The organism is Rhodoferax sp. GT1R46, from assembly GCF_056521285.1.
In genome coordinates this window covers 95,657-112,243 of sequence record NZ_JBWMBC010000005.1, presented here as the reverse complement: position 1 = coordinate 112,243, position 16,587 = coordinate 95,657, and the positions used below count along the sequence as shown (strand labels likewise).

The window sequence follows — 16,587 nt, the reverse complement described above, 5'->3', positions numbered from 1 at the left end:
GCCTTGACAATGACTGACTCCACCACCGCCCCGAATGTTTTGTTTGCCGACCACGGCAACGTCGCCCTGGTAACCCTGAACCGCCCGGCAGCGCTCAATGCCTTTACCCGGCAAATGCACCACGACCTGTGGGCGGCTCTAGACCAGGCCGAGGCCAATCCGGAGATCCGCGCGGTGGTGATTACCGGTGCCGGGCGTGGCTTTTGCGCCGGTGCGGACTTGAATGTGGCGGAAATGGGGGCGGGTAGCCCCGCGGCGAACGCGGCGCAGCGCCCAGACCCGGGCGAATCCATCGAGAAGGCCTTCAACCCCACCACGCGGCGCCTGCAAAACCTGCGCATGCCCGTGCTTGCCGCCGTGAACGGGGTGGCGGCGGGCGCAGGGGCTTCGTTTGCGCTGGCATGTGACATCACCATCGCTGCGCCCTCAGCGCGCTTCATTCAGGCCTTTAGCAAAATCGGGTTGATACCCGACGCGGGCAGCAGCTGGTTCATGCCGCAGCGTCTGGGCATGGCGCGCGCACTGGCCCTGACCATGACGGGTGATGCGCTGGACGCTGCGCAGGCCAAAGAGTGGGGGCTGATCTGGGAGGTGGCCGACGACTGTGTGGCTGCCGCAATGGCAATGGCGCAGCGGCTGGCCACCCTGCCAACGCAGGCGCTGGTGGCGTCCCGCCATCTGCTGCGCGATGGCTGCAGCCGCACGCTGAATCAGCAACTGGATGCGGAGCGGGATACCCAATCGGCCATGGGGCGCACCCACGACTACGTGGAAGGGGTGCTGGCGTTTCGCGAGAAGCGGGTGCCGCGCTTTACAGGAAGTTAGTTTGGGGGCTTGGTTTGCGCGGCTGGGACGCCGTTCAGCCATGCGTCTGCGACTGCTGCATCGCGTACCGACAGACGCACGGCCTGCGTGGCCTTTGGCAAGATGAGTAACAGTGTCATCAGCTGTTTGTCGCGGGAGATGAGGGCGCTGACCTTCTTGGCGTTACCGGCATACAGGGTGAGGTCGTCCAACGTCTGCATACGCCAGGGGCCGCGCGCCGCGCCGGACGCTGTTTCCACCGCCAGCCACTCGTCGCCGCTGGCAAAGCCGGCTTTCTCGGCGGCACCGCCGCGCAGCACCTGGTGGATATGCAGGCCGTTGCTTTCCTTCACGCGCAAGCCCAGCTGCTGGGCAATCTGGTCGGGCTCTTGGTGTATCTGAATGCCGTGGCGCACAAGCAGGTCGGCTACTGGCAGATCCGTCGTGCTGTGCACCCAGTGGGCGATTTCGGGTGCAAAAGAGCGTCCGCCCAGCTGGGCCAGAACCGCCAGCAGGTCCTGCTCGGTCATGGGGCCGCCCTGGCAGCGTGACCACAAGGCCCGCATCACGGAGTCCAGTGTGGTTTTACCCTCGGCGCGCAGCGCCAAATCCAGGCACAGGGCTACCAGTGAGCCCTTGGTGTAGTAGCTCACCGTGGCGTTGGGGGTGTTTTCGTCTTGCCGGTAGTACTTGACCCACGCGTCATAGCTGGCTTGGGCCACCGTCTGCACTTTGCGTCCCGGGGTTTGCGCGACCTGGTTGATGGTTTTGGCCAGCAGCTTGAGGTAGGCGGTGTTGTCGAGCAGCGACGAGCGCCGTAAAAACAGGTCGTCGTAGTAGCTGGTGAAGCCTTCAAAGAACCACAGCAGTTCGGTGTAGTTTTCCTGGGCGTAGTCGTAGCGCGCCAGTTCGGCAGGGCGCAGGCGCTTGACATTCCAGGTGTGAAAGTACTCGTGGCTGATCAGGCCCAGCAACGTGGTGTAGCCCTCGGGCTGCTTGTGGGTGGTGGGTGCCAGCGTGGTGCGCGGCAGGCGCGGCAAGTCTTTGCGGGTGCAGATCAGCGCGGTGGAGTTGCGGTGCTCCAGCCCGCCATAGCCGTCGCCCACGGCGTTGAGCATGAAGACGTATTCTTTGAACGGAATCGGCCCCTGGCCCGCGTGCTGCTTGCCTGAACTGCTATCTTTTTTGATGACCTTGCCGTTGTCGTCACCATGCCAAAAGCTGATCTCCGCCTCGCAGATGGCACGGGTGTCGGCCAGCAGCTTGTCGCCATCAAAGCTGTCGGTGGCGCCGGACACTACAAAGCGGTGCGGTATGCCGCAGGCGGTGAAGCAGCCACTCCAGAACGGGCCCATTTCAAACGGGCAGTCCACCAGGGTGTCGTAGTCGGGTGCGGCATAGGTGCCAAAACCATTTTTAGTGATCTTTTGGGCTGTAGCCCCCGTAGCGACTGCCCAGCCAGCTATCGAATTAGTAGCAACAATCTCTAGCGCGTGGGGCTGGTCTTCTTGACCCATGACTTGCAGGCACAGGCTGGTGCCATTGAAAAAGCCGCGTGTGGCGTCCAGCCAGGCGGTGCGCACCGAGGCGTCAAATGCGTAAACCTGGTAATGCAGCACCAGCGGCTGGTCCGGGTTGGCGTCAAGCTCCCAGGTGTGCTTGTCAAGCTGGCGCAAGGGCACGCGGCGCGCGCCCTGTTTGGCCTCCAGCTGCTGCAGGTTCTTGGAAAATTCGCGCACCAGGTAACTGCCCGGAATCCACACCGGCAGCGCCAGCCGCTGCACTGCAGCGGGGCGGGCAATGGTCAGGGTGATGCCGAACAGGTGGCTGTGCAGGTCGACCAATTCCACGCGGTAGTGAATGGCGCCGGATGCGGCGGAGCGGGCGACCGAAGACGCCTTGGAGCGCAATATTTTCATAAAAACCCAGTGTAGCCCCCGTGCATATTGCGCGGGTAGCTACTGTTTTGATAGCTAGCCCTTGGATTCAGCCAGCAGCTTTTCGACCTGTTTCGCGTCCACAGCACCGGGAACACGCGAACCATTGGTGAAGATCAAAGTAGGGGTTCCCTGAATCTTGTGGACCCTACCCAACTCGACGTTGCGGGCCAGCGCGGAGGTGTCGCAGGTGGCGGCGGGTGCCGCGGCTTGCTGGTCACGCGCCATCCAGTCGTGCCACGCCACGGCGCGGTCGGGGGCACACCAGATGGCCTTGGATTTGTCAACCGAGTCGGCACCCAGAATGGGGTACAGAAACAGGTAGACGGTGACGTTGTCTACCTTCTGCAGGTCGCGCTCAAAGCGCTTGCAGTAGCCGCAGTTGGGGTCCTCAAAAACGGCCAGCTTGCGTTTGCCGTTGCCGCGCACAATGGTGAAAGCGTCCTTGAATGGCAGCGCGTCAAAACTGACGGCGCTGAGTTTTTCCACCCGCTCTTCCGTCAGGTTGCGGCGCTGCTTGGTATCAATCAGATTGCCCTGTATCAGGTAGTTGGCCTGCGCATCGGTGTAGTAAATCTCCGTGCCGTTGACGCGGATTTCAAACACGCCGGGGATGGCAGTTTTGGTAACTTCATCAATCGCCTTGAGCTGGGGAATGCGCTCCGCCATGTTCTTGCGAATCACGGCTTCCTGGGCCACAGCCCCCAGGGAAAGCAGCGCGATGGCGCAGGTCAGAATGGTTTTGGAAACAAGCTTCATGGCGTATTTTTTCGTGGTGTTGCGGGTTTGCCAGCAGCGCCCATGGCACGCCTGGCAACCCATTGTTTAATCGGTCCGCTCTGTTCGAATTGATTCATGCCCCAGTTGCGCAGGGCCTGCAGTGCCGGATGGGGGTTGGCAAAAAGCTGTTGCAGCGCATCGCCCGCCTGTCCTATCACCGCAAAATCGGCCTTGCGCGCCCGCTCATACTGGCGCAGCAGCCGGGGGTCTCCCACACTGCGCCAATACGGACGCGCATTCAGAACGCGCACCAGCTCGGCCACATCGGCCAGCCCCAGATTCAAACCCTGCCCAGCCAGCGGATGCACGTTGTGCGCCGCATCCCCCGCCAGCACCCATGCGCCTTGCGACGATACGCCACTCCAGCGTTGCGCCAGCGCCTGTTGCAATGGCCATACCCCGCGGGTACTGGTCAAAGTTATTGCGCCCAGAACGCCTTGGCTGGCAGCCTCCAGCTCCCGGCAAAAGTCTTCTTCTGGAGCGGCTTGCAGAAACTGCGCACGCTCCGGACTGACTGACCAAACCAGCGCACACAAGTTCCCTTGTGGGCCGCCTAAAGGCAAAAAAGCCAGAATTCCACTTTGACTAAACCACTGACGGGCAATTTGCGCATGCGGTTGCTCACATTGCACGCGCGCAGCCAGGGCCCACTGGTCGTAGCGGGTGACATCCCATTCCACACCCCACTCTTCACGGGTGCTACTGGCTTTGCCCTCACATATGACCGTCAACGCGGCAGGCGGGGGCACGTCAAACAACTCAATCAACGGTTGAAAGCCCACGGCCTCCGTCAAGCGGGCCTGCAGGGCGGGCACGTCCACGATCCAGTTCAGGGCGTCTGTCCCCTGATCCGTGGCGGTGAATGCGACTTGTCCGCCGTCATCGCCCTGTACTTGCATGCCCAGAACCGGTGTCGCATCCTGCTCGCCGGGCCAGCAGCGAACCGATTCCAGCAGTTGGCGAGACGCCTGGTTCAGCGCGTATGCCCTGACATCGGGGTTTGCCGCATTGCTGCTGGAAGGAGGGGGCGTGTGGCCATCGTCTGCAACGAGTGCCACCCGCAGTTGCCTGGCGGCCAGATGCAGCGCCAGCGAACGCCCCACAATGCCAGCGCCACGGATGCAGATGTCAAAGGGTCTAGTCATGGACGGATTGTAAAAGGCCGGGCATAACCCTTACTTTTACCGACCCGTCGTTGCGACCGGCTGCATATCCGTTTGCAAGGGAGCGGGCTGCGTTGATGCGGCTTCCAGGAACCGGATGGGTCGGCGGGTGCGGCCCGGCATGTCTGCGAGGACGCCTCGGAGGTCGCTTAGCACGCGTTCAGAGGGAACCGGGTTTTCGTGGAGCAGTACGCAGGCGATATGAAACTGCAGGGTCACTTCCGGCTTCAGTCCGGGCAAGGGAATCAGCCCCGAGCCTATCAGTTGAACCATGCGCTCGGTCAGCGCCTGACGGGTGCTGACGCCCTCCATCAGCAGTGCAAAGTGCGCAGTATCGACCCGTCCAGCCGGGTCTACATCGCGCAGAATACGCTGGAGCTTGACCACCGCCCTTAGCAGACACTGTTCTGCAGTCGTGTCGCCATAGGAGTCCCGAATGAACTCGTGGTTGACCACCTGAACCATCACCAGGGCAATGGGTTGACGGTCGGCAATGGCGCGTTGAATGGCGTCATCCAGATGGGTTTGAAAAACCTCAGGGGTCAGAAGTCCCGTCAATGCATCCTGCGTCGGAAGATGCCTTGCCCGAACTACCAGCTCCTTTCGGTCGTGGGTAATGCGGCTCAGCGCATAGACAAGGAGGGGCACCGAAATGGCAATACTCAGCGACGTCACATAGCGCATTTCCCAAAGCGGCGGCGCCATTCCGAAGGACTCGGCACTGAGATACATGGCACCCAGGAATTGAGGGGTATAGGCCGCCATCAGCCAGCGCCCAATCGGAGATCCACCACGCCAACTCAGAATTGTGGAGACCAATCCCACGGAGGTCCCAAAAAGCAGGACGATGCCACTGACCCAGTCAGCAATAAGCCGGTCCAGCAGTAGGTAGCTCAGGATCGATGCAATGCAGAGCCAAGCAGTGCCTGCAAGAAAGGCGTCGTACCGACGGTATTGCGTTGAAAGGGAGTACAGCTCCCGCACAAACAACAGGGCACTGCCCACGCCTAGCGTTGGCAGCACGCTGTAGCCGTAGTCATCCAGCCAGGGAATATCCACCCACAGGAAGGCGCCCAGGACGCCATTGATCTGCGCAAGCGTTGCGAGGATCAACAAGCCATACAGCGCTGCCCAGCCATCAATGGCATAGCGATGTTCAAAGTATCGGATCGCCGAAAGAGCGGATAAGGTCAGCAAAGCCCCCAGCATCAGCCCAATTGCCACCATTTCGAAATTGCGACGGTAGTCGCGCAACGGTGTAGCCACGAGTCGTATGGGCACTCCCATCGGCTTGAAGTTGCGTACTTGAAGATAGATGTCTTGTGGCACGCCGCTGGTCAAATGGAGGTCAAACTCCGGGTAGAGGCTCTTCGTGCTCCATTCTGTTTTGGCAATGGCGTTGCCAGAGGTTTGCATGAGCCACTTGCCTGTTAAATCCCGTTCGTACAGATGCACCTCCTGGAGGTATGGCAGGGGGATGTTCAGGGACCAATCCCACGTGTTGCCCGCGGCCCGTACCACGCGCAGCTTGATCCACAAGGTATCGCGTCCGGTCATGTGATGGCGTGCCTGGCCGGACACCGATTGGAATTTGAGTGGGGAGCTGGCGGCGATCTGGATCGTGGCGTTTGAGCCGGGCTCCAGCCAGGTCTGAACGTTGCCCTGGATTTCAATGGATGGCGTGCCATCTCCAACCACAGTGGCTTGGGCGTACGCTGGGTTTGCTATCCAGAGAAGGCTGACCGACAGACAAAATACTGCGAACAGGAGGCGCAGCAGCGGGTAATGCATACACTTGGCACCCTGTTTCCAGAGATATTTGTGGGTTTGAAGTGTGGCATTGTAGGCTCGCCCCGCGTCGGAAAATCCCAGTTGTTCAACGCCCTGACCAAGGCGGGCATCGCCGCTGAAAATTGTCCCTGAGGCTGAACAAATCAGGAGATCCTGAAGGATCAATAACTTCCGGGTTTCCAGGGGGCCTGGCCCGCCAAAGCCAGGACAAATTTGATGCTATTTTCATAGCAGGCATCCGGCCATTCAATGTGCCAGCGCCATCGTCATAGGCACTGTGTCCATGTGGCGTTGGCTGCTGGGTTCACTTCTTCGCAGCAGGCACCGTTCTATCGGTGGTTGCGGCCGGCTTCTTTTGACGGAACTTGGCTGCAGCTTCCGCCAGCTTGCGCTTGCGCTCGTCGCTGATCCGATCCAGTTCTGCCTGACCGCCGCTCTTCTTCATGTTGGGATCTTTACCAAAAACGCCTGCCATAGTGATGACTCCTTTGCCCCAGTCTAACTGACGACCCAGCGCGTACGCGTTGGGCCACGCCCCCATTGTGGGTTCACCCGTCTGTGCGCTGGTCCTGGTCAATAGTGTGAGTGTTCGCATTGCCAAATTGGGCACCCGCTTTCACAGCAAAGCTGAAAGACCGCAAGGATGCGCCAAGAGAGCATCTGGCCGCCTTCAAGATGTTTCTAATTCTGGCCTGGGAAAAACCCGCTTCAATCTCTCCAGCGACGTTTGGTCCGACCCGCACAGCGACCGACCGTTCAAGTTCAGTCTGAATCGGCACCAACGCCCCACCAGATATCAACCTTGAGCGGTTCTCCAATGCATACAGTTGGATTGAAGACTGGTCGAGGTGTGATGGCGGTACCGCTGAACTCGTTTGAGCCAGAATTTTGCGACATCGTCGGGCCTGACAGGAATCAAGACTCGTTGATGGAACTGTCCTTTAACGCTTCTCTTGTGCCCCGACGCAACGGCTATTCGACCTTCGGCGGGGGCACTGCTCGGTTGTCATTGAGCTTTGAGAAGGTGCTTTCCAAGACTCGCTCGAGTTTTTCAGTAGCGCCACTAATGGCTTGATCCAATGTGGGAGCAATATGCGTCACAGCAATCGGTTGGTGACCGGAAGGGCGAGCCTCCATGACGCACTTTTTGTCGTCACCGTGAGACTTGTGTCCATTTTCATCGCTGAGGTGCGCTTCGACACGGGTGATCTGTGAGCTGAAACGGCTTAACTTGGCATTGACGGCGATCTTGACGTAATCGGCAAGACGTTCGCCGCCTTCGATGTTTTTGTCTGTGTGAACTTGAATTTGCATGTTGCTTGCTCCTTGCCTGTCAAAAAGATAAGAGTACAGGCAAGCGTGCACCCCGTCTGTTCGATGGGTAACAAAACATTTTCAATGACCCTGCAACCTGAGCAGAGTCATGGCAATGCTCCGCAAATGCAGGATAGCGGTAAGCCGGTTTAGCAGGGATTCAGTGATTGTTACAATTGGCACGATAAAACCCAGGCAAAACAAGGACAAAACTTTGTGCCTTTGCGCGGTTTTTCGCCACTTTTCCCTTTTGCACATAAGCCCCGTTCGTGTAGCGGTTCGGGCACTTCCACGATGCCCACATTGGGCCCAATGGGGCAACAGGGATGTTGATTCATAAGGACTTTTTCATGTCTCTCAAATGCGGAATCGTAGGCTTGCCCAACGTCGGAAAATCCACGTTGTTCAACGCGCTGACCAAGGCGGGTATTGCCGCTGAAAACTACCCCTTTTGCACCATCGAGCCCAATGTGGGCATCGTGGAAGTACCCGACCCCCGCATGGACCAGCTTGCCGTTATCGTCAAGCCAGAGCGTATGGTTCCGGCGGTGGTGGAGTTTGTGGACATTGCCGGTCTGGTGGCCGGTGCCAGCACGGGCGAAGGTCTGGGAAACAAGTTTCTGGCGCACATCCGCGAGACCGATGCCATCATCAATGTGGTGCGCTGTTTTGAAGACGACAACGTGATCCACGTGGCCGGCAAGGTGGACCCGATCTCAGACATCGAAGTGATCCAGACCGAGCTGTGTCTGGCCGATCTGGCTGCGGTGGAAAAGGCCCTGCACCGGGTGACCAAGCTGGCACGCTCGGGCGACAAGGAGTCCATCAAGCTGGTGGCGATTTTGGAGAAATGCCAGGCTGCACTCAATGAAGCCAAGCCGGTGCGCGCGCTGGATTTCACCAAGGAAGAGACCCCGTTGCTGCAGCAGTTCTTCCTGATTACCGCCAAGCCTGCCATGTTTGTGGCCAACGTGGCCGAAGACGGTTTCGAGAACAACCCGTTTCTGGACCGTCTGACGGCGTTTGCCGATAAGCAAAAGGCGCCGGTTGTGGCGATCTGCGCCAAGCTCGAAGCCGAAATGTCGGAGATGAGCGATGAAGACCGCCAGATGTTCCTCGAAGAACTGGGGCAGACCGAGCCGGGCCTGAATCGCCTGATTCGCTCGGCCTACAAGCTGCTGGGTTTGCAAACCTACTTCACCGCTGGAGTGAAGGAAGTGCGCGCCTGGACCATTCACGTGGGCGACACCGGGCCGCAGGCCGCTGGCGTGATCCATACCGACTTTGAGAAGGGCTACATCCGCGCCCAGACCATTGCATATGAAGATTTCATTACCTTCAAGGGTGAGCAGGGAGCCAAGGACGCTGGAAAAATGCGTGCTGAAGGCAAGGAATATGTCGTCAAGGACGGCGACGTGATGAACTTCCTGTTTAGCTCCTAAGCAAAAAGCCCGATCAGGGCACCCGTCATCATTACGTAGCGGGCAAACTTGCCAATGGCCATGTAAATAAGACACGGCCAGAATGGCAGTTTGAGCCAGCCCGCTACAGCGCACAGCGGGTCGCCCACGACCGGCAGCCAAGCCAGCAGGCAAGCTTTGGGGCCCAGTTTTTCCAGCCATGCCAACGCCCGGGTGTGGGTGGATGAGCGGTGGTATTTGTCGGCCACGCGGTGGGCACCAAAACCCATCCACCAGTCCACTGCGCCGCCCAGGGTGTTGCCTGCGGTGGCGACCCATACGACGGGCCAGAACAACTCCGGATTTAGCTGGATCAGGCCAAACACCACCGGTTCTGACCCCAGCGGCAGCAGTGTTGCGGAAATGAAGGACACCACAAACACCGTGCCGAGGCTGTACTGGGGAAGCGCCAGCAGCGCGATGAGGTGTTCAATCCAGACGGGCATATGATTTCCAGTATAGGCAACTCAAAGGTTTGCGAACCTGGGTGACAGTATTTCAATTGCTGAAATTTTGGGCAGTTAGAATGAACGCCGGCTTTCGCCATGGTGTCCAATTCCACCCCCATTTCCATAGATTCATCGCATGCACATTGGCCAGTTCGCTTTGGCGAATTCCCTTTTTGTTGCACCCATGGCGGGTGTGACGGATCGCCCGTTTCGCCAATTGTGCAAACGGCTGGGGGCAGGCTACGCGGTCAGTGAAATGGTGACGTCCCGCCCCGACCTGTGGAACACCCTGAAAACGTCGCGCCGCGCCAACCACGCGGGCGAGCCCGGCCCCATTGCAGTGCAGATTGCGGGTACCGAGGCGCAAATGATGGCCGACGCGGCGGTCTACAACATCGAGCGGGGGGCACAGATCATCGACATCAATATGGGTTGCCCGGCCAAGAAGGTCTGCAATAAATGGGCCGGCTCGGCCCTGATGCAGGACGAAGCGCTGGCACTTTCCATTGTCGAAGCGGTGGTGGCCGCCTGTGCACCGCGCCAGGTCCCTGTCACTTTGAAGATGCGCACCGGCTGGTGCCAGAGTCATAAAAATGCCGTGGTGCTTGCGCGGGCGTTCGAGCAGGCCGGGGTGCAGATGCTGGCCGTACACGGGCGCACCCGTGAACAGGGTTACAAGGGCCAGGCCGAGTACGACACCATCGCGTCCGTCAAGGCCGCGGTGCGGGTTCCCGTGGTGGCCAATGGCGACATCACTACGCCCGAGAAGGCCCGCGAGGTGCTGCAGGCCACCGGTGCCGACGCCATCATGATTGGCCGCGCGGCCCAGGGACGGCCCTGGATTTTTCGCGAAGTCGCTCATTTTCTGGCCACGGGTACGCATCTTGCTCCGCCTTTGGTCAGCGAAGTCAAGCGCCTGCTGGTGGAGCACTTGCACGACCACTACAGCCTCTACGATGAATTCATTGGCGTGCGCTCGGCGCGCAAGCATATCGGCTGGTATGTACACGAGTTGCCGGGCGGTGAATTTTTTCGCGCCCAGATGAACACGCTGGAAGACAGCGCCGCGCAGGTGGCGGCGGTGGAGCAGTTTTTTGATGATTTGAATGAAAAAATGGACCGCATTCCCGCTTGCCGGGGGGTGGTCGAACCAAGAGAAGACAAGAGCATGGAAGCCGCCACATGAGCAAAAAAATAATCGAAGACTGTGTGCGCTCCAGTCTTGATGCCTACTTCCGCGATTTGGACGGCACCGAGCCCGGTGGCATGCACGAGATGCTGGTACGCGCGTTCGAGAAGCCCTTGCTGGAAGTCGTCATGGAACAAGCAGACAACAACCAGTCCAAGGCGGCGCAATGGCTGGGCCTCAACCGCAACACGCTGCGCAAGAAATTGCTGGAGCACAAACTCATTCCCTAGCCGGCTGGCTGCTATTTCCGCCCTGCCGACCAGGGCACCCTCTTCCTTATTACTTCGCCCCCCTTATGAACGCACTGCTCTCCGTCTCCGACAAAACCGGCATCCTCGAACTGGCGCAAGCCCTGCACGCCCAAGGCATCAAGCTGCTGTCCACTGGCGGCACCGCCAAATTGCTGGCCGACAACGGATTGCCCGTGACCGAGGTGGCCGGGATGACCGGTTTCCCCGAGATGCTGGATGGCCGCGTCAAAACCCTGCACCCCCGCGTGCATGGGGGCCTGCTGGCCCGTCGCGATGTGCCGGCGCACATGGCGGCTTTGGCCGAGCACCAGATTGACACCATCGATGTGCTGGTGGTGAATCTGTACCCGTTTGAATCGACCGTGGCCAAGCCCGGTTGCACGCTGGAAGATGCCATCGAGAACATCGACATCGGCGGCCCCGCCATGGTGCGCAGCGCAGCCAAAAACTGGAAAGACGTGGCCGTGCTGACTGACGCGTCGCAATACGCCACCGTGATTGCCGAGCTCAAGGCCGACGGAAAAGTCAGCCAGAAGACCAAGTTTTCACTCAGCGTGGCTGCATTCAACCGCATCAGCCAGTACGACGGTGCCATCAGTGACTATCTGTCGGCAGTGCAGTTCGGCGACGGCGTGGCCGATGATGCAGCACCCAAGCTGGACCTGTTCCCCGCGCAAAGCAATGGACGCTTTGTCAAGCTGCAAGACCTGCGCTACGGCGAAAACTCGCACCAGCAAGCCGCGCTGTACCGGGACCTGTTCCCCGCGCCCGGTTCGCTGGTCACCGCCAAGCAGTTGCAAGGCAAAGAGCTGAGCTACAACAACATTGCCGATGCCGATGCCGCATGGGAATGCGTCAAGAGCTTTGATGCGCCCGCCTGCGTCATCGTCAAGCACGCCAACCCCTGCGGCGTGGCCGTGGGCAAGGATGCACTGGAGACCTACAGCAAGGCCTTCCAGACCGACCCCACTTCAGCCTTTGGCGGCATCATTGCCCTGAACACCGAGCTGGACGAAGCGGCGGCGCAGCAAATCTCCAAGCAGTTTGTGGAAGTGCTGATGGCGCCCAGCTTCACGCCCGCCGCGCTGGCCGTCTTCAAGACCAAGGTGAATGTGCGCATCCTGCAAATCGACTTGCCCAAGGGCGGCACATCCGATTGGGACAATGGCCGCAACGCCATGGACATGAAGCGCATCGGCTCCGGCATCCTGATTCAGACGGCCGACACCCACGAGTTGACCTTGACTGACCTGAAAGTGGTGACCACCAAGCAGCCCACCCAGGACGAGCTGAACGACCTGTTGTTCGCCTGGAACGTGGCCAAGTTCGTCAAGTCCAACGCCATCGTCTTCTGCAAGGGCGGCATGACCATGGGTGTGGGCGCCGGCCAGATGAGCCGTCTGGACTCGGCCCGTATTGCCAGTATCAAGGCGAGTCACGCGAATCTGTCACTGGCGGGCACCGTGGTGGCCAGTGACGCCTTCTTCCCGTTCCGCGACGGTCTGGACGTGGTGGTCGACGCAGGTGCCACTTGCATCATCCAGCCCGGCGGCTCGATGCGCGATGACGAAGTGATTGCGGCTGCCAACGAGCGTGGCGTGGCCATGGTGTTCAGTGGCGTGCGCCACTTCCGCCACTAAGTACTTTTTCGTGGCGCTGTGTGGGCGGGGCAGGTGGCTCGTGTATCCGGGCTCCGGCCCACGCGCGTGGGCGGCGGCTTTGGGTGTACACCGGTTTCCGCCTTAACGCCGTGGCGGGGGTGCCTGATCTGTGGCAACCACGAATGGGGCCTGCGCCCGGATACCCGAACCGCCTACCCCAGATGCGGGTGGTTAAGCGAAAAGGGACAAAAACCCTGAGATTATTGGCGCTCCAGCGCTGCACTAAAGGTGGGTGGTGGGGCTTGCGTTCGCAGGCTCCATTCGCGGTTGCCGCAGACCATGCGCACCAGTCAAAGCGTTGACGCAAAAATGTAGACCATCCAGAGTCAGCCGCCCGCGAGCGTGAGCCGGAGAACGCAAGCCACGCCGCCCGCCTTACGCACGGTAGCTTGCACGACAGTTTGCACCATAGTTACAAGCCAAATACCCCGCTAGCCCCCGTGCAATATGCGCAAGTAGCTATTATTTCTATAGCAACTTGAAGACTTCAGCCGCCGCCGCAACCGTCTCTGCAATGTCCGCATTGGAGTGCGCCGCGCTCATGAACCCGGCTTCATACAGGGCCGGTGCAAAGTACACGCCGCGGTCCAGCATGCCGTGGAAGAAGGTGTTGAACCGCGTGTTGTCGGTCGTCATCACTTTGGCGTAGTTCTGCGGCAGGGCGTCAAAGAAGAAGAAACCGAACATTCCGCCTTCACTGTCGCCGCAAAACGGAATGCCTGCCTGCTCGGCGGCACTGCTCAGGCCGCTGACCAGTGCCTGCGTCTTGCTGCTCAAGGCTTCATAAAAGCCGGGCTTGCTGATCTCGGCCAAGGTGGCCAGTCCGCAAGCAGTAGCCACCGGATTGCCGGACAAAGTACCCGCCTGGTAGACGGTGCCCAACGGCGCCAGGTGTTCCATGACCGCGCGCTTGGCACCAAAGGCCGCGAGCGGCATGCCGCCGCCAATGACCTTGCCCATGACTGTCATGTCGGGCTCGAAGCCGGGGATGCTCTGGGCATACAGGCCCTGGGCGCTGCCAGGGGCGACGCGAAAGCCCGTCATCACTTCATCAAATAAAAGCAATGCGCCGTACTCGGTGCACAGCTCGCGGCAACGCTTCATAAAAGGCACCGAGGCGCGAACGAAATTCATGTTGCCTGCAATGGGCTCGATGATCAGGCAGGCCATATCCTTGCCGTGCAGCACAAAGGCTTCTTCGAGTTGCGCGACATTGTTGTACTCCAGCACCAGCGTGTGCTGCACCACTTCGGGTGGCACGCCAGAGCTGGTGGGGTTGCCAAACGTGGCCAGGCCCGAGCCAGCCTTGACCAGAAGCGCATCCGCATGGCCGTGGTAGCAGCCTTCGAACTTCAAAATCTTGGTGCGACCGGTTGCACCGCGCGCCAGGCGAATGGCGCTCATGGCGGCTTCGGTGCCCGAGCTCACGAGGCGCACCATGTCCATGGATGGCACAAGTTTGAGGATGGCCTCAACCAACTCCACCTCGCGCTCGGTGGGGGCGCCAAACGACAAACCTTCCAGCACGGCGCTTTGCACCGCCTTGATAACGGCGGGGTGGCCATGGCCCAGGATCATGGGGCCCCAGGAACCGATGTAGTCGATGTAACGCGTGTCGTTGGCATCCCAAAAATGGGCGCCTTGTGCACGGGTTACAAACCGGGGGGTTCCGCCCACCGCCTTGAAGGCGCGCACGGGTGAGTTCACGCCGCCCGGAATAACTTTTTGGGCGCGTTGGAAGAGTTGCTGGTTGCGATCAGTGGCGAGTGTCATTGGGTGAGATTTCAAAGGTGGATTCATGCAATTCGTCGTCCGCTTCCGGGTGTGCCCAGAACAGACGATCCGGCAGCACATTGCCCATGCCGGGGCGAAAGCCGCTTTCCAGGCAGCGGTCCAAGTAGCTCAATGCTTCGGTTGCGGCTTCGGAGAGTTCACTGCCACTGGCTATTAAAGCCGCCAAGGCGGCAGACAGGGTGTCTCCGGCGCCGGAAAAAACCGCCTCGAAGCGTTCAACCTTGTCGCTGCATAGTACGGCAGCCGGTGTGCACAGTACGTTGTCTATAAATTGGTCGGGCAATGGAATTCCCGTCACCAGTGTGTAGGGCACGCCAAACTCGTTGGCCGCCTTCGCAATGTCGCGCGCGGAGGGGCTTCGCTCGGCGCTCCAGTCGGGCAACAACCACCTTGACAAGGTGCTGTGGTTTCCAACCAACACGGTGGTCAGAGGTAGTAACAACTCGTTACAAGCATCCAGGTACAAATCAATCTGGTCTTCCTGCCACCAGGACAGGTCGGGCATGTAGGTCACCAGTGGTACATCGGCGTAGTCAGAAGCCAGCTCTGCAACTGCGCTCACATTCTCCGGAGTACCGAGAAATCCGACCTTGAAAACCTCCACCGGAACATCCTCCAAGATCGCTCTTGCTTGTTCGGTAACGGCTTCGTCGTCCAGAGGGAAATAGTCATATACCTCAGCCGTGTCGCGGGCATACACGCCAGTGACCACGGGTAATGCATGTGCGCCAACGGACGCGATGGCAGTAATGTCAGCGGTGATGCCGCCGGCACCACTGGGGTCATTTGCATTGAACACCATTACGCATGCGGAGGGTCCGTCGTCGTCGGATATTTCTTCGATGGGGGAGGAGATTGAAGCCGGCATCTGAGGGCCTGTCTTAGGGTTTGTCATCAGGCAGAATGGCGATCTTGTGGCGGTCGCAGCACATTTTGCTCGCACTGCGTCTATACAATCATTGCATTCTATTCGAAGGCCCTATAAGCTGTGAGCGATACCAAAACTTGGATGTGTCTGATTTGTGGCTGGATCTATGACGAGGCAACGGGGGACCCCGATCACGGCATCGTTTCGGGAACTCGTTGGGCGGACGTGCCCATGAACTGGACCTGCCCCGAATGCGGTGCGCGCAAAGAAGATTTTGAGATGGTGCAGATTTGAGCGGGCAGCGTGTGGACGGCGCAGCGTGTCCATGAACATTCATTGCCTATTCAGGAGTAAAGACTTGTGAGTAACGCTGCACCTACATTCAGAGTGCTGGTCATCGATGACAGCAACACCATACGTAGAAGTGCCGAGATCTTTCTCAAGCAGGGCGGTCACGAGGTGATGCTGGCTGAAGATGGTTTCGATGCACTGGCCAAGGTAAACGATTACCAGCCACACCTCATTTTTTGCGACATCTTGATGCCCCGGCTGGATGGATACCAGACGTGTGCAATTATCAAGCGCAATGCAAAGTACGCGTCCGTACCCGTGGTGATGCTGTCTTCCAAAGACGGTGTTTTTGACAAGGCACGGGGGCGCATGGTTGGGGCGCAAGACTATTTGACTAAACCTTTTACCAAAGACCAGCTGCTGAAAGCAGTGCAACAGTTCGGCGTGGATATGCAAGGAGTTTCTTGATGGCAATAAATAAAGTACTAATCGTTGACGATTCAAAAACCGAGCTCATGTTCCTGACGGACTTGTTGCAAAAAAATGGCTATTCAGTTCGGACGGCAGAAAATGCGGATGAGGCATTCAAGCGTCTGGCTGAGGCCAAGCCGGACCTGATCCTGATGGATGTGGTGATGCCGGGACAAAACGGCTTCCAGTTGACGCGTGCGATCAACAGAACGCCGGAATACACGGACGTCCCTATCTTCATCTGTACCAGCAAAAGTCTGGAGACGGATCGCGTGTGGGGAATGCGTCAGGGTGCGCGGGACTACATCACCAAGCCGGTAGATGCCGCCGAGCTGTTCGCCAAAATCAAGGCTTTGGGTTGATT

At 59.2% G+C, this 16,587-nt stretch carries 17 protein-coding genes and 1 pseudogene; 9 read left to right on the top strand and 9 right to left on the bottom strand.

Translation table 11 applies throughout. The features are described from left to right. Positions 1–9 precede the first annotated feature (9 nt). Positions 10–825 (top strand): enoyl-CoA hydratase-related protein, encoded by an 816-nt coding sequence (locus AC097W_RS12570; RefSeq protein ID WP_479602904.1) that lies wholly within the window; start codon positions 10–12, stop codon positions 823–825. Here AC097W_RS12570 and AC097W_RS12565 read toward each other — a convergent pair. From AC097W_RS12565 to AC097W_RS12550, 4 genes are read right to left on the bottom strand one after another with little or no spacing between them, the layout of a single operon-like run. Continuing rightward, positions 822–2,723 (bottom strand): M61 family metallopeptidase, encoded by a 1,902-nt coding sequence (locus AC097W_RS12565; protein WP_479602903.1) that lies wholly within the window; start codon positions 2,721–2,723, stop codon positions 822–824. The genes AC097W_RS12570 and AC097W_RS12565 overlap by 4 nt on opposite strands. A gap of 54 nt (positions 2,724–2,777) precedes the next feature. Further along, positions 2,778–3,500: a DsbC family protein gene (locus AC097W_RS12560; RefSeq protein ID WP_479602902.1), complete on the bottom strand. Its 723-nt coding sequence runs from the start codon at positions 3,498–3,500 to the stop codon at positions 2,778–2,780. Then, the gene (locus AC097W_RS12555) at positions 3,497–4,666 is read right to left on the bottom strand and encodes an FAD-dependent monooxygenase (protein ID WP_479602901.1); all 1,170 of its coding nucleotides are present in this window, start codon (positions 4,664–4,666) and stop codon (positions 3,497–3,499) included. The genes AC097W_RS12560 and AC097W_RS12555 overlap by 4 nt, the downstream gene beginning before the upstream one ends. 36 nt (positions 4,667–4,702) lie before the next feature. Continuing rightward, positions 4,703–6,475: a sensor domain-containing diguanylate cyclase gene (locus tag AC097W_RS12550; protein ID WP_479602900.1), complete on the bottom strand. Its 1,773-nt coding sequence runs from the start codon at positions 6,473–6,475 to the stop codon at positions 4,703–4,705. Between the two features lie 30 nt (positions 6,476–6,505). Here AC097W_RS12550 and AC097W_RS12545 point away from each other — a divergent pair. After that, positions 6,506–6,604: pseudogene (locus tag AC097W_RS12545) on the top strand (GTPase); the annotation flags it as partial. A 175-nt stretch (positions 6,605–6,779) separates the two neighbouring features. Here the strand turns inward: AC097W_RS12545 and AC097W_RS12540 are convergent. After that, entirely contained in the window at positions 6,780–6,950 is a 171-nt protein-coding gene (locus tag AC097W_RS12540) for a hypothetical protein (protein WP_479602899.1), read from the bottom strand. 497 nt (positions 6,951–7,447) lie between these two features. Then, entirely contained in the window at positions 7,448–7,789 is a 342-nt protein-coding gene (locus AC097W_RS12535) for an HPF/RaiA family ribosome-associated protein (protein WP_479602898.1), read from the bottom strand. A gap of 350 nt (positions 7,790–8,139) precedes the next feature. On the opposite strand from AC097W_RS12535, the gene ychF reads away from it, so the two are divergent. After that, a complete protein-coding gene (gene ychF, locus AC097W_RS12530; protein WP_479602897.1) occupies positions 8,140–9,231 on the top strand; it encodes a redox-regulated ATPase YchF in 1,092 nt (363 codons plus the stop codon). Here ychF and AC097W_RS12525 read toward each other — a convergent pair. Beyond that, positions 9,228–9,695 (bottom strand): YqaA family protein, encoded by a 468-nt coding sequence (locus tag AC097W_RS12525; RefSeq protein WP_479602896.1) that lies wholly within the window; start codon positions 9,693–9,695, stop codon positions 9,228–9,230. The two genes, ychF and AC097W_RS12525, sit on opposite strands and share 4 nt — an antisense overlap. A 139-nt stretch (positions 9,696–9,834) precedes the next feature. On the opposite strand from AC097W_RS12525, the gene dusB reads away from it, so the two are divergent. From dusB to purH, 3 genes are all read left to right on the top strand, one after another. Continuing rightward, positions 9,835–10,884 carry a tRNA dihydrouridine synthase DusB gene (dusB, locus tag AC097W_RS12520; protein ID WP_479602895.1) on the top strand — a complete coding sequence of 350 codons (1,050 nt, stop codon included), beginning with the start codon at positions 9,835–9,837 and terminating at the stop codon, positions 10,882–10,884. Beyond that, positions 10,881–11,117: a Fis family transcriptional regulator gene (locus AC097W_RS12515; RefSeq protein WP_479602894.1), complete on the top strand. Its 237-nt coding sequence runs from the start codon at positions 10,881–10,883 to the stop codon at positions 11,115–11,117. The genes dusB and AC097W_RS12515 overlap by 4 nt, the downstream gene beginning before the upstream one ends. Positions 11,118–11,182: 65 nt before the next feature. Next, positions 11,183–12,778: a bifunctional phosphoribosylaminoimidazolecarboxamide formyltransferase/IMP cyclohydrolase gene (gene purH, locus AC097W_RS12510; RefSeq protein WP_479602893.1), complete on the top strand. Its 1,596-nt coding sequence runs from the start codon at positions 11,183–11,185 to the stop codon at positions 12,776–12,778. 489 nt (positions 12,779–13,267) lie between these two features. Here purH and hemL read toward each other — a convergent pair whose 3' ends face one another. Further along, positions 13,268–14,572, bottom strand: a complete 1,305-nt coding sequence (gene hemL / locus AC097W_RS12505) for a glutamate-1-semialdehyde 2,1-aminomutase (RefSeq protein WP_479602892.1) — start codon at positions 14,570–14,572, stop codon at positions 13,268–13,270. Continuing rightward, positions 14,556–15,461: a bifunctional hydroxymethylpyrimidine kinase/phosphomethylpyrimidine kinase gene (gene thiD, locus AC097W_RS12500; protein ID WP_479602891.1), complete on the bottom strand. Its 906-nt coding sequence runs from the start codon at positions 15,459–15,461 to the stop codon at positions 14,556–14,558. The genes hemL and thiD overlap by 17 nt, the downstream gene beginning before the upstream one ends. Positions 15,462–15,581: 120 nt before the next feature. Between thiD and AC097W_RS12495 the strand changes: the two genes are divergently transcribed. The 3 genes from AC097W_RS12495 (at position 15,582) to AC097W_RS12485 (ending at position 16,585) form a co-directional block, all read left to right on the top strand. After that, positions 15,582–15,755: a rubredoxin gene (locus tag AC097W_RS12495; protein ID WP_479602890.1), complete on the top strand. Its 174-nt coding sequence runs from the start codon at positions 15,582–15,584 to the stop codon at positions 15,753–15,755. Between the two features lie 66 nt (positions 15,756–15,821). Continuing rightward, positions 15,822–16,220: a response regulator gene (locus AC097W_RS12490; RefSeq protein ID WP_479602889.1), complete on the top strand. Its 399-nt coding sequence runs from the start codon at positions 15,822–15,824 to the stop codon at positions 16,218–16,220. Then, complete coding sequence (locus AC097W_RS12485) at positions 16,220–16,585, top strand: response regulator (protein WP_479602888.1); 366 nt, start codon at positions 16,220–16,222, stop codon at positions 16,583–16,585. The genes AC097W_RS12490 and AC097W_RS12485 overlap by 1 nt, the downstream gene beginning before the upstream one ends. Positions 16,586–16,587 lie beyond the last annotated feature (2 nt).

Bases quoted from the DNA above. Each gene is read 5' to 3' on its own strand.
- AC097W_RS12570 (WP_479602904.1), top strand. From the start codon at position 10: ATGACTGACTCCACCACCGCCCCGAATGTTTTGTTTGCCGACCACGGC.
- AC097W_RS12565 (WP_479602903.1), bottom strand. From the start codon at position 2,723: ATGAAAATATTGCGCTCCAAGGCGTCTTCGGTCGCCCGCTCCGCCGCA.
- AC097W_RS12560 (WP_479602902.1), bottom strand. From the start codon at position 3,500: ATGAAGCTTGTTTCCAAAACCATTCTGACCTGCGCCATCGCGCTGCTT.
- AC097W_RS12555 (WP_479602901.1), bottom strand. From the start codon at position 4,666: ATGACTAGACCCTTTGACATCTGCATCCGTGGCGCTGGCATTGTGGGG.
- AC097W_RS12550 (WP_479602900.1), bottom strand. From the start codon at position 6,475: ATGCATTACCCGCTGCTGCGCCTCCTGTTCGCAGTATTTTGTCTGTCG.
- AC097W_RS12540 (WP_479602899.1), bottom strand. From the start codon at position 6,950: ATGGCAGGCGTTTTTGGTAAAGATCCCAACATGAAGAAGAGCGGCGGT.
- AC097W_RS12535 (WP_479602898.1), bottom strand. From the start codon at position 7,789: ATGCAAATTCAAGTTCACACAGACAAAAACATCGAAGGCGGCGAACGT.
- ychF (WP_479602897.1), top strand. From the start codon at position 8,140: ATGTCTCTCAAATGCGGAATCGTAGGCTTGCCCAACGTCGGAAAATCC.
- AC097W_RS12525 (WP_479602896.1), bottom strand. From the start codon at position 9,695: ATGCCCGTCTGGATTGAACACCTCATCGCGCTGCTGGCGCTTCCCCAG.
- dusB (WP_479602895.1), top strand. From the start codon at position 9,835: ATGCACATTGGCCAGTTCGCTTTGGCGAATTCCCTTTTTGTTGCACCC.
- AC097W_RS12515 (WP_479602894.1), top strand. From the start codon at position 10,881: ATGAGCAAAAAAATAATCGAAGACTGTGTGCGCTCCAGTCTTGATGCC.
- purH (WP_479602893.1), top strand. From the start codon at position 11,183: ATGAACGCACTGCTCTCCGTCTCCGACAAAACCGGCATCCTCGAACTG.
- hemL (WP_479602892.1), bottom strand. From the start codon at position 14,572: ATGACACTCGCCACTGATCGCAACCAGCAACTCTTCCAACGCGCCCAA.
- thiD (WP_479602891.1), bottom strand. From the start codon at position 15,461: ATGCCGGCTTCAATCTCCTCCCCCATCGAAGAAATATCCGACGACGAC.
- AC097W_RS12485 (WP_479602888.1), top strand. From the start codon at position 16,220: ATGGCAATAAATAAAGTACTAATCGTTGACGATTCAAAAACCGAGCTC.